The following is a 12,779-nucleotide window of genomic DNA, read 5'->3' as shown; positions in this document are numbered from 1 at the left end:
AATATGAAAGCATCAGACCTATTTGTTAAAGCTCTAGAAAATGAAGGCGTTAAATATATTTTTGGGATTCCTGGAGAAGAAAACTTAGATTTTTTAAATTCTTTAAAAACATCAAAAATCAAGTTAATACTTACTCGCCATGAACAAGGTGCAGGATTTATGGCGGCAACTTATGGCCGATTAACAGGAAAACCTGGGGTTTGCTTAGCAACTCTTGGGCCAGGCGCTACCAACTTTACGACTCCAGCGGCATATGCGCAGTTGGGAGGGATGCCCATGATGATGATTACAGGGCAAAAGCCTATAAAAAAATCAAAGCAAGGGAAATTTCAAATTGTAGACATTGTTTGTTTATTACAACCCATTACAAAGTATACAGATCAAGTTGTAAATGGAAATAATATTCCTGCTATGGTTAGAGAAGCTTTTAGATTAGCTGTGCAAGAGCGGCCTGGGGCTGTGCATATAGAGTTACCAGAAGATATCGCAGATGAAGAGGTTGAGGATAAAGTTTTTGAAGTTGTGGGGCATAGACGTCCAGATGCCGATATACTTACTATAAAGAAGGCTGTAAGCATGATAGAAGAGGCTAAAATGCCGCTATTATTAATAGGTGCTGGAGCCAATAGGAAAAGAACAAGTAGAGCTTTAGCTGCGTTTGTAGAGAAAACTAAGATTCCATTTTTCAATACTCAAATGGGAAAAGGTGTTTTAAATGAAAATCATCATAGCTTTCTTGGCACAGCCGCTTTGTCAGATAATGATTTTGTACACTGTGCTATTAATAGAGCAGATCTTATAATAAATGTAGGGCATGATGTTATTGAAAAACCACCATTTTTTATGGAGATAGGTAAAAGTAAAGTGATTCATATTAACTTTCTTCCTGCTGAGATTGACGAAGTCTATTTCCCACAACTTAATGTTATAGGAGACATTGCGACCTCTATAAAAAACTTAACCTCGGAAATAGATGTATTGGCGCATTTGGATCTTTCCTATTTTAAAAAAGTAAAAGTTGAGATTGAAAAGCATCTTTCTAAATATTCTGAAGATAAGCGTTTTCCTGTTTTACCTCAAAGAGTGGTGCATATTATTAGGGAGCAGCTGCCTAAGGATGGGATTGTTACTTTAGATAATGGTATTTATAAAATATGGTTTGCTAGAAATTATAAATGCTTTAACCCTAATACATTATTACTAGATAATGCTTTAGCAACTATGGGAGCTGGTTTACCTTCCGCAATATGTGCGAAGCTTCTTAATCCCAATAAAAAGGTGATTTCTGTATGTGGAGATGGAGGGTTTATGATGAATTCACAAGAATTAGAAACTGCAGTACGACTCCAATTAAACTTAGTGGTTATTATTTTGAATGATGGTGCTTATGGTATGATAAAATGGAAACAAGAAGGAATGGCGTTTGATAATTTTGGCCTCGATTATAAGAACCCAGATTTTGTAAAATATGCTGAAAGCTATGGGGCAATAGGACATCGACCTACTAGCGATGAAAGCTTTATACAAATGTTAACAATAGCTTTAAATTCTGAAGGAATTCACCTTATAGATTTAGCGGTAGACTATTCCTTAAACCACTCTATTTTAAATGTATTGCTAAAAGAAAAAACCTGCATACTCTAATATTAAATCTCTAAATGAAAATGATCTTAAAAGTAGTCTCTCCATATACCCAAACATTGATAAAAGAATTACCTCTAGTGGGTAAGAAAGAAGTGGAAAACGCATTAACTAAAGCATACGGGTTATTTAATACACGCTCACAGTGGATTATAGCACATAAAAGGATTGCAATATTAGAGCGTACCGCTGAAATTATGAAAACTAGAATAGAAGCGCTTACAACCATAGCAACAGAAGAAGGAGGTAAGCCTTATATGGATTCAAGAGTAGAGGTTTTAAGAGCGATTAATGGTGTAAAGTTGGCTGCAGAGCATATTGGACACTTAAAAGGAGAAGAAGTCGCTATGGGGCTAACGGCAGCTTCCGAAAAACGATTAGCTTTTACCATGCGAGAGCCTATAGGTGTTGTTGCTTCTATAAGCGCATTTAATCACCCGCTTAATCTTATAGTACATCAAGTGATTACTGCTATCGCAGCTGGTTGTCCAGTCATTGTAAAACCCGCATTAACAACACCGCTTTCTTGTTTGACTTTTGTAGAGATTTTAAAAGAAGCAGGATTGCCAGAGGGTTGGTGCCAAGTCCTTTTATGCGAAAATGAAGTTGCTGAGTTGTTAGTAACAGATAAAAGAGTTCATTATTTTTCGTTTATAGGCTCATCAAAAGTGGGATGGACACTTCGCTCAAAACTTAGTCCGGGAACACGATGTGCTTTAGAACATGGTGGTGCTGCTCCAGTAATTGTTGAAAAAGATGCAGATTTAACTCTTGCATTGCCGTCTTTAATTAAAGGAGGTTTTTATCATGCAGGTCAGGTTTGTGTGTCTGTTCAACGCCTTTTTATTCATAAAGCGCTTAGTGAAAAAGCGATTAAAAAATTTGTAGAAATGACTTTAAAGCTAAACGTGGGAGATCCAATGAATAAAGCGACGGAAGTGGGACCACTCATTCTGCCAAAAGAAGTTGATAGAGTGGAGGCATGGGTTAATGAAGCCATTGCGCTTGGTGCTAAATTGTTATGTGGTGGGCAACGGATTTCAAGTACTTGTTATGCGCCTACCGTTTTATTGAATCCTCCAGAAAAGGCGAAAGTCTCTAAATTAGAAATATTTGGTCCAGTAGTTTGTATTTATACTTATACAGATAGAGAGGTAGCTATTCGTAAAGCAAATAATTTAGAGGTGCATTTTCAAGCTGCGGTATACACTGCTAATTTAGATATCGCACTAGATACTGTAAAAAAACTAGACGCTACAGCTGTAATGGTAAATGATCACACAGCTTTTAGAGTCGATTGGATGCCTTTTGGAGGTCGTGATTCCTCAGGGATGGGGATGGGAGGCATTCAATATTCTATGCATGAAATGACAAGAGAAAAATTAATGGTAATAAAAAGTAATGTTTTGTAACTATAACTTAGCTTATTTACGCTAAATTATAGTTACATTATTTTATAACAAAATAGTTTTATGAACGATAGATTTTTTCGTACAACTCAATATACAACTCTTTAATCACATTTCTTTTCATTTTCATAGTGGGTGTTAGATGACCGCCATCTATAGACCAAATGTCTGGTGTTAATTCAAAACGTTTGATTTGTTCCCATTTACCAAAATTCTCATTAGAAGTATTGATTTCCTTTTGAATTCTATCAATGACTATTTGTGAGTTGGCAATCTCGTTTTGAGAGGTGCCTATGTTGTGCCCTTTTTTAGCGATCCAATCTTTAATAAAGCTAAAATTAGGCTGAATGATAGCAGCAGGCATTTTTTCACCTTCTCCCACAACCATAATTTGCTCTATAAAAAGTGATTGTTTCAAATCGTTCTCAATCAAGGTTGGAATCACATATTTACCACCAGAGGTTTTAAACATTTCCTTTTTTCGGCCAGTAATTTTTAAGAAACCATCTGCATCAATAATACCTTTGTCTCCAGTATGAAAGTACCCGTTAGTCATTACGCTAGCTGTTTTTTCAGGATCTTTATAGTAGCCTTTCATAACATTTGGGCCTTTTATAAGCAGCTCCCCATCTTCAGCTATTTTTACTTCTACACCATCAATAGGTTTTCCTACAGAGCCAATACGAAACATGTTATCGTCGTATTTGCCTACAGAGATTACAGGAGATGTTTCGGTTAAACCATAGCCTTCCATAACCTGCATTTTTGCTGCACAGAAAATTCGTGAAAGTCTAGGTTGTAGCGCAGCGCTTCCAGAAACCATTGTTGTTAATTCTCCGCCTAGAGCCTCTCTCCATTTACTAAATATTAATGCATTTGCTATTTTTAGCTTAAATTCATACCAAGCACCATTTTTACCATAAGGTTCCCATTGTTCTCCTAGAGCAATAGCCCAATGGAACAATTTACTTTTTATGCCTGTTAACTCTGTCCCTTTGGCATAAATTTTATCGTATACCTTTTCTAAAAGTCTAGGAACAACACTCATTAAATTGGGGTTTATTTCTTTGGCATTGTCTCCAATTTTATCAATAGCTTCTGCAAAATATATAGAAACTCCTGCATGTTGATATATGTATATTAAAACCCGTTCGAAAACATGACATATTGGTAAAAAACTTAATACTTTAGGGTTTTCACCCGATAGGGGGAGCCTAGAAATACAATTTAGTACATTACTCGTTATATTATTGTGAGTTAACATTACGCCTTTGGGTTTACCTGTAGTACCAGAGGTATAGATTATAGTTGCCAAATCATGTGGAGAAACAGCGTTTTTTCTAGCTTCTACTTCTTCTTGATTGTTAGTGTCTTTGCCTAATTCAAATAATTCTGAATAGTGTTTACATCCTTCAATATGATCGAAAGAATAGACTTCTTTAAGCTTAGTATTGGCCTTTATTTTATTAATTTTAGTGAGCACTTCTTCATCTGAAACAAAACAGTAAATGGCCTCACTATGGTTTAGTACATATTCATAATCTTCAGCAGAAATGGTAGGGTAAATAGGAATGTTTTGGGCGCCTAGCTGCAACACTCCAATATCCATGATATTCCATTCTGTTCTATTTGTTGTTGAGATTACAGCGATCTTATCGTTTTTTTTAATTCCCATTCTAAGAAGGGCACGACTTATTGCGTTAGCTTTATCCAAATAGTCCTTAGTTGAAGTCTTAATCCATTCTCCATTATATTTTGTGACTAAGGCGGCGTCTAAATCATGTTTTTCTAGCTGATAATATGGAAAATCGAAAAGGCGTGTTATGTCTACCATTCTTTATATTTAAAGTTTATGAGTATTGCAAAGTATGAAAAATACGAGGATTATCAAATGCGATAAATAAAAATAAGTTGTTAATATTACAGCTGTTTCTAAATTGTTTCTTCCAAAACGTTGTGTAAAATACTTATTTTAAGCGTGTTGTATTGGGATTACTGGAAAGGGTATAAAAAATAAAGGAGCTATTAAAAAATAGCTCCTTATTTGCTAAACAAATTATAGCTGAATTTATGCTTTCCTCGTATATATTTAATAACTAACTGTTTTTAAATGAACCCCTTAACTTTCATTTGATTAAATATGTAGCACAAATTCTTTGTAAAAATAGATAGAATTTAATAATTAGAAATGTAAAAAATCGTAAATCCTTTTATTTTAAATATTCTTTAAGAAAAGAAGCATCTTTTTTAAAATATTCTTTAGGCGATTCTTTCATAAATAACTTGAAATCTTTAGAGAAATGTGATTCATCATAATAGTCGTACATAAATATAAGGTCTTTAATATCAATGTCGTTTCTAACATATTTTTTCATTAATTTAATGAATCTATAAAGCCTTATGTATTTACCAGGTGTTAGTCCTACGATTTTTTTAAATTTCGTTTCTAATGTTTTTTGTGAAACAGGAATTTCGTTTAAAAGATCAAGAACATTAAGTAGCCCTTCTTTGTTTTTTATAATTTTAATGGCATTGTCAATGTTTTGGGTATCATTATTAGTTGTAATGGGTAAAGACTCTAATGTTTTGTTTAATGTTTTAAGAAGAGAGTTTCCTTTTTGATCAGATTGAAATATGGGAATTAAAGCGTTGTATAAATTTTGAAAAAGCCCATTTAATGGTGCGTGATTATTTTTTAATTTAAAAACATCATTACCTGTAAGTTTGTATATTGCTGTTGGGTGTAAAGCAATGCCGTGTAAACTCATTTCTTTTTCAATTCTTATATTATAAGAATTGGAGAACTGAGGCGTTAGTATTAATCCTTGTAAGCGTTCGGGGATGTTTCCTGTAACAATAACGTCTCCTTTTTTGACATAATTGATTAGTGGGAGTGCAACCGGCAATATTGCTGCGTTATATGGTGTAATATCCTTGTCAAAGAATAATTCATAATACTCTTCAATTAAATAACAATCATCCTCTGCCTTAAAAGCATTGTATATCATAAGATATAGTTAGGTAATAAGTAACGGTGTCGGTAAAATAGCACTGCAAAATAGGATTTTTTATTAAGAACCCTTCTTTTAATAACATTTTTTTAGCTTATTCCTTGATTTTACTTGGATATATGGATGTTTTTCTTATAAATGCGTTTGATTTAACTCTATATTTTCACGTTTTTTACTTTATTTTTTTAAGTATTTAAATTCTGATATTATCTATAAAATTTAAGAACGCAGAATATTATTAGATTTAGAATGCCATAAAAAAAATCCACAATGATAGTTTGTGGATTTTTTTAGTGTAATGCCCCCTTTTTAAATGCAATTGTAGTAGAATCTTATTTTTGTTCAATCCATTTTCTAGCATTAACAAAAGCTTCTAACCAAGGCGAAACGTCATCTTGTCTATTCTTTGGATAATTAGCCCAGTTCCATTGGAAAGTAGAGCGTTCTATGTGCGGCATCATTACCAAGTGTCTACCTGTTATATCACACAACATTGCTGTGTTGTAATCAGAACCGTTTGGATTGTTAGGGTAACCTTCATAACCATATTTTGCAACAATATGGTATTGGTTTTCAGCTTTAGGCAAATTAAATTTACCTTCACCATGAGAAATCCAAACCCCTAAAGTTGCGCCTTCTAGACTTGATAACATTATAGATTTGTTTTTTTGTACTGCTACAGAAGTGAAAGAGCTTTCATGTTTTTGAGAATCATTATGTATCATTTTACCGTGTACATCGTGCTCTGGGTTGATCAAGTCTAATTCCATAAACAATTGACAGCCATTACAAATACCAACAGATAGCGTGTCTGTTCTTTTAAAGAAATCCTTAATAACTTTATTTGCTTTTGTATTATATTTTATGGCACCTGCCCATCCTTTTGCAGAGCCTAAAACATCTGAATTAGAAAAACCACCTACGGCTCCTAAAAACTGAATGTCTTCTAAGGTTTCTCTACCAGAAATTAAATCGGTCATGTGCACATCTTTAACATCAAAACCAGCTAAATACATTGCATTTGCCATTTCACGTTCAGAGTTGGAACCTTTTTCTCTTAAAATAGCTGCTTTAGGTTTTATTTTGTTAGGCTCTAATTTAGGGAGCTTTCCAGTAAAATGCTTAGGAAATATATAGTTTAAAGGTTGTGTTTTATAATTATTGTAACGTGTTTCAGCTAAATTGTTGGCTGTTTGTTTTTGATCTAACAAGAATGAAGTTTTATACCAAACATCTCTAAGTTTAGATACTGTAAGCGAATAAACCTCTGAGTCATTAATAATGCTTATTGTATTATTATCTGTTACTTTTCCTATGTTGAAGAACTCAATATTGGCTTTAGATAAAACCGCTTCTATAGTGTTATCTTTAGATTGAATAACAATTCCAGCGTTTTCAGAAAACAATAATTTAATAGAATCTTTTTCAGCTAAGGCTGTTAAGTTCAATTCTGCGCCAAGATTAACATCTGCAAAGCATAATTCTAATAAGGTTGTGATTAAGCCTCCGGAAGACACATCATGTCCTGCAACAATTTGATCCTCTTTTATTAAATCTTGAATGGTATTGAATACCGTTTTTACATAAGTAGCACTTTTAACATTAGGTGCTTCATTACCTATCGTATTTAAGATTTGAGCAAAAGAACTGCCGCCTAGTTTAAATGTATCTTGAGAAATGTTAATGTAATATATAGCGCCAGCATCTTTATTAAAAACAGGTTCTACTACTTTTGATATTGCATTACAATTTGCAGCAGCCGATATGATTACTGTACCAGGAGAAATAACCTCTTCATTAGGGTATTTTTGCTTCATAGATAAAGAGTCTTTTCCTGTAGGGATATTGATGCCTAAATCTATAGCAAATTCTGAAACAGCTTGTACGGCTTGGTATAAACGCGCATCTTCGCCTTCGTTTTTACAAGGCCACATCCAGTTTGCCGATAATGATACCGATTGTAAATTATCTTTTAAGGGCGCCCAAATAATATTCGTTAAGGCTTCAGTGATACTATTACGACTCCCTGCTTCTGGGTTTATTAATCCAGAAATAGGCGAGTGCCCAATAGCAGTAGCAATACCTTCTGTACCTTTATAATCTAGAGCCATTACACCTACATTATTTAATGGGATTTGTAATGGGCCAACGCATTGTTGTTTTGCTACTTTTCCGCCAACACAACGATCTACTTTGTTGGTTAACCAATCTTTACAGGCGACTGCTTCTAATTGTAGGACTTGGTCTAAATAGTCTAAAATAGCATTAGTATTGTATTTTAAGCTGTTGTAATTTCTGTTAACTGTAGTATCGGTTAATATTGTTTTTGGGGAACTCCCAAACATGTCTTCTAATGCTAAATCCATTGGTTTGTCACCTTTAGATTTAGATTCAAAAGTAAAGCGATTATTTCCAGTAACGTCTCCCACAGTGTACATTGGGGAGCGTTCGCGTTCTGCAATTTTATTTAATGTTTCTAGATGTTTTTCTGCAATAACCAGTCCCATACGTTCTTGAGATTCGTTACCAATAATTTCCTTTGCAGAAAGTGTTGGATCTCCAACAGGTAATTTATCTAAATTAATGTGGCCTCCAGTATCTTCTACTAATTCGCTTAAACAGTTTAAATGACCACCAGCACCATGATCATGAATGGAAATAATGAAATTTTCATCACTTTCTACCATTCCTCTAACGGCATTTGCTGCACGTTTTTGCATTTCTGGATTGGACCGTTGTACAGCATTAAGTTCTATTCCAGAAGAGAATGCTCCTGTGTCTGCACTAGATACAGCAGCTCCTCCCATTCCAATGCGGTAATTTTCACCACCAAGAATAACTATTTTATCTCCTTTTTGTGGAGTATCTTTTAAGGCTTGTTGTGCTTTAGCATAACCAATACCACCAGCTTGCATAATAACTTTATCAAAACCTAATTTACGAGCCTCTTCTTCGTGTTCAAAGGTTAATACCGATCCACAGATTAATGGTTGTCCAAATTTATTTCCAAAATCAGAAGCGCCATTACTTGCTTTTATTAAAATATCCATAGGCGTTTGGTATAGCCACTTACGAGCTTCCATACCTTTTTCCCAGGGTCTATTATCTTCTAAACGAGAATATGAGGTCATATAAACGGCTGTCCCTGCTAATGGTAAAGAGCCTTTTCCACCTGCAAGCCGATCTCTAATTTCTCCACCAGACCCTGTTGCAGCACCATTGAAAGGCTCTACAGTTGTTGGGAAATTATGTGTTTCTGCCTTTAATGAAATTACAGATTCATAGTGCTCTGTAGTATAGAAATCGGGTTTGTCTGCAGTTTTTGGAGCAAACTGTTCTACTTTAGGACCTTTTATAAAGGCGACATTATCTTTATATGCAGAGATAATCGTATTAGGATGTTGTTTTGAAGTTTCTTTTATTAATTTAAAAAGAGAGGTTGGTTTTTCTTCACCATCAATAATAAAAGTACCGTTGAATATTTTATGTCTGCAATGTTCTGAATTTACTTGAGAGAATCCAAAGACTTCAGAATCTGTTAAAGGCCGTCCAATTTTTTTTGAAACCTTGTTTAAATATTCAACTTCTTCATCGCTTAAGGATAAACCTTCCGCTTTATTGTAGGCCGAAATATCGTCTATATTTAAAATGGATTCTGGCTGAATATCTATAGAAAACGAATCCTGATTTAAACTGCTGAATTTTTCAGAAATCATAGGGTCAAAATTAGAAAACCCTTCCGTAGAGGCTTTAAATTCTTCGATTCTAATGATGCCTTCAATTCCCATATTTTGAGTAATCTCTACAGCATTAGTGCTCCAAGGGCTTATCATTGCTGCACGAGGGCCAATAAAAAAAGCGTCTAAAGACGCCGAATTTATTTTTGGTTGATTGCCGAAAAGCCAGTTAAGCTTTGAGATGGTTTCAGGCGTTAATTCTTTTGTTGCTTGAACAGCAAATACTTTACTGTTTTGGTTTCCGAAGAAATGAATCATTCTATTATTAGTTTGTGTGTTATTTTAAAAATGTAAATTTAGGTTTTTTAGCGGTATTCTTTTAGTAAAAGGGAGACTTAATTTTTGAGTTATTCACGAGGTTGTTAACGAAAAGAAATGAGTACACTATCACTTTTCTTCTAAATTAATCTTTGTGAAAGGAATTTTTTTATAAAAAAGAAAAAGCCAAGGCAGTTATAGCCTTGGCTTCTCTATTAAAGGGATAATAAACAGGTTTTCTAAAGGGTTAAAATAATTGCTTTTGCGCGTTTTTCTAACTGTAATGAAAATATGGTTTCTATTTATTTAGTGAAACCTGTTAATAAATAGGGGGTATTATTGTTTAATCAATTTTTTGGTAATACTACCTGTTTTTGATTTTAATCTTAATATATAAACACCATTTTTTAAATTAGAAACGGAAACCTCATTTTGGGTTTTGGATACCTTTCCTGTTAATATTTTTTTACCTAAAACGTCATAGAGGTCATAATTTGCATCGCTATTTGTTTTGATACTAAATGTATTGTTAGTTATAGGGTTTGGATAAATAGCAAAAGTATTGTTTTGAGTAAATTCATTTACCGATAATAAGTTCCCCCAGGTATCTTCTGCTTCAGGACCACCCCAAATAATAGTGGCTAATGCAGGATTATCAATAAAAGGATTTCTGTTGCCTTGTGCGTAAGTATTATTTGTATCGCCAAGGTATTCATTTCGTGTTATTTCGTAATCGGAAACGGGATCTTCTGCATTCCATTCTAAGAATAAATCAATCATATCGTCTGGAGTATTTGCACTACTACCAATTCCAACATTTGTAGGGCGGCAAACATCTCCATAGCGAACGTACATGTACATCATCATTCTAGCAATATCTCCTTTCCATTCATCACCTGGATACCAATGACTTCCAACGGTATTAGAATTTCCTGAGCCATCAGCAAATTTTTTATTTCCTCTCATAGAGTTGCGTTGCACGTCGCTAGCTCGTAGCATATGTGCATCTGCACCTGGCCCTGAGTTTCCTAAATTTGGAGTTCCTAAAGACCTAGGGTAGGTATGTTCTCTATTCCAGTCTGAACAACTAGAGCCACCATTGTCGTCTCTTCCTCTTTCATAGTCATTTGTACAATCTCCGTCTGAGCCATCTTCCCAACCATATATTAATATAACATTGTTAGGGTTGTTAGGATTTATATCGGTAACTTTTAAAGCGTTCCATACACCAGGAGTATATGTTAGCATATTGGTATGAGTTGTTGTTATTAAAGTGGATAAGTCACTTTTTAAATCTAATCCTGTTTGAGTAAAATCTATAGATTGATAATAAGCTTGTTGCCCAAAACTAAAGGAGGTGAGTAATAGGGTAAAAATAAAGTAAATGTGTTTCATGTAATTGTAGGGTTAGTTTTTTCTTTCTAATAAAGCCATATAGAATCCATCGAAACCAGATTCGTAAGCCAATATTTTTTTGTCTTTTATAAAAGTATAATCTTTTCCTGCTTCAGAGGATAAAAAGGCTTCCACTTGTTTATTGTTTTCAGAAGGTAAAATAGAGCAAGTAGCATATACGAGTTTCCCTCCAGGTTTAACCATTTTTGAATAGTTTGTTAGAATGTCAAGCTGAGTCGTTTTAATTGTATTAATAAATTCCGGTTGTAATTTCCATTTTGCATCTGGATTTCTACGAAGGACTCCCAATCCAGAACATGGAGCATCTATTAATACGCGGTCTGCTTTATTATGGAGTTTTTTTATAGGTTTTGTAGAGTCTATAACTCGCATTTCTATATTATGAGCTCCAGCGCGTTTTGCACGACGTTTTAATTCTTTTAATTTATTGTCATAAATATCCATAGCTATAACTTGCCCTTTGTTTTCCATTAAGGCTGCTATATGTAATGTTTTACCTCCAGCACCAGCACAAGTGTCTACAACTTTCATTCCTGGTTTTACGTCAAGGAAATCTGCTACGCGTTGAGATGAAGCGTCTTGCACTTCAAAATGCCCTTTTTTAAAGGCTTCGGTTGTAAAAACGTTTCCTCTTTCTCTTAGTTTTAAGGCGTAAGGATAGCCTTCAATAGGATCAGTTTCTATATCTAAATCAAACAATTCTGTTTGTAATTTTTCTTTTGTTGTTTTTAGAGTATTTACTCTAAGAATAACACTCGCTTGTTCATTTAAAGCAACAGCTTCTTTATTCCAAACCGCTTCGCCTAGTTCTTTAGAAGCTAAATCATCCATCCAATCGGCAAAGGATTCTTTTACTTTTCTAATTTTAGATAACTCATCAAAACGGCCTTTTATTTTACGTAAAGGAGTACCTTCAAAATATTTCCAATCTGGTAATTTTATACCTTTTAATGTTGCCCAAACGGCAAATAACCTCCAGATATCATCTCTAGAAAAAGGTTCTTTTACGTTTGCAATTTCACTGTATAGACGTTTCCAGCGTACAATATCATAAGTGGTTTCGGCAACAAAACCTCGATCTCTACTTCCCCAGCGTTTATCTCGCTTTAAAAGTTGTTGTACTACTTTGTCTGCATACATTCCTTCGTTGAAAATTTGTAATAAACCATCAACTGTAGCAAAACATAAATTCCTGTGTAATCTCATTTTTTAGTCTTCAATATTCAGTCTTTAACCTTCGTTTTTAATGAAGCAGGAGACTGGTGTTTAATTAAATGAATTAAAATCAAAGTATTATCTCTTTTAAT

General features: G+C 34.1%; 7 protein-coding genes. 2 read left to right on the top strand and 5 right to left on the bottom strand.

The window, feature by feature from the left end; translation table 11 throughout:
* Window positions 1-3 precede the first annotated feature (3 nt).
* Window positions 4-1,644, top strand: coding sequence for an acetolactate synthase large subunit (locus AC2D8I_RS01585; RefSeq protein ID WP_484704237.1), 1,641 nt, complete (start codon window positions 4-6; stop codon window positions 1,642-1,644).
* 14 nt (window positions 1,645-1,658) lie between these two features.
* Complete coding sequence (locus AC2D8I_RS01580; RefSeq protein ID WP_484704236.1) at window positions 1,659-3,053, top strand: aldehyde dehydrogenase family protein; 1,395 nt, start codon at window positions 1,659-1,661, stop codon at window positions 3,051-3,053.
* A 58-nt stretch (window positions 3,054-3,111) separates the two neighbouring features.
* Here AC2D8I_RS01580 and AC2D8I_RS01575 read toward each other — a convergent pair whose 3' ends face one another.
* From AC2D8I_RS01575 to AC2D8I_RS01555, 5 genes are all read right to left on the bottom strand, one after another.
* A complete protein-coding gene (locus tag AC2D8I_RS01575) occupies window positions 3,112-4,884 on the bottom strand; it encodes an AMP-dependent synthetase/ligase (RefSeq protein WP_484704235.1) in 1,773 nt (590 codons plus the stop codon).
* 376 nt (window positions 4,885-5,260) lie between these two features.
* Window positions 5,261-6,058 carry a helix-turn-helix domain-containing protein gene (locus AC2D8I_RS01570; protein WP_484704234.1) on the bottom strand — a complete coding sequence of 266 codons (798 nt, stop codon included), beginning with the start codon at window positions 6,056-6,058 and terminating at the stop codon, window positions 5,261-5,263.
* Window positions 6,059-6,393: 335 nt separating this feature from the next.
* Window positions 6,394-10,056: a phosphoribosylformylglycinamidine synthase gene (gene purL, locus AC2D8I_RS01565; protein ID WP_484704233.1), complete on the bottom strand. Its 3,663-nt coding sequence runs from the start codon at window positions 10,054-10,056 to the stop codon at window positions 6,394-6,396.
* A gap of 336 nt (window positions 10,057-10,392) precedes the next feature.
* Window positions 10,393-11,451 carry an endonuclease gene (locus AC2D8I_RS01560; protein ID WP_484704232.1) on the bottom strand — a complete coding sequence of 353 codons (1,059 nt, stop codon included), beginning with the start codon at window positions 11,449-11,451 and terminating at the stop codon, window positions 10,393-10,395.
* A gap of 12 nt (window positions 11,452-11,463) precedes the next feature.
* Window positions 11,464-12,678 carry an RsmB/NOP family class I SAM-dependent RNA methyltransferase gene (locus AC2D8I_RS01555; protein WP_484704231.1) on the bottom strand — a complete coding sequence of 405 codons (1,215 nt, stop codon included), beginning with the start codon at window positions 12,676-12,678 and terminating at the stop codon, window positions 11,464-11,466.
* Between the last annotated feature and the right edge of the window lie 101 nt (window positions 12,679-12,779).

Source organism: Lacinutrix sp. YIN62 (assembly GCF_057219185.1).
This window is presented reverse-complemented; position numbering and strand designations above follow the sequence as displayed.

Excerpts from the sequence above, each read along its gene's own strand:
- AC2D8I_RS01570 (WP_484704234.1), bottom strand. The coding sequence starts at position 6,058 with ATGATATACAATGCTTTTAAGGCAGAGGATGATTGTTATTTAATTGAA.
- AC2D8I_RS01555 (WP_484704231.1), bottom strand. The coding sequence starts at position 12,678 with ATGAGATTACACAGGAATTTATGTTTTGCTACAGTTGATGGTTTATTA.
- AC2D8I_RS01585 (WP_484704237.1), top strand. The coding sequence starts at position 4 with ATGAAAGCATCAGACCTATTTGTTAAAGCTCTAGAAAATGAAGGCGTT.
- AC2D8I_RS01560 (WP_484704232.1), bottom strand. The coding sequence starts at position 11,451 with ATGAAACACATTTACTTTATTTTTACCCTATTACTCACCTCCTTTAGT.
- purL (WP_484704233.1), bottom strand. The coding sequence starts at position 10,056 with ATGATTCATTTCTTCGGAAACCAAAACAGTAAAGTATTTGCTGTTCAA.
- AC2D8I_RS01580 (WP_484704236.1), top strand. The coding sequence starts at position 1,659 with ATGAAAATGATCTTAAAAGTAGTCTCTCCATATACCCAAACATTGATA.
- AC2D8I_RS01575 (WP_484704235.1), bottom strand. The coding sequence starts at position 4,884 with ATGGTAGACATAACACGCCTTTTCGATTTTCCATATTATCAGCTAGAA.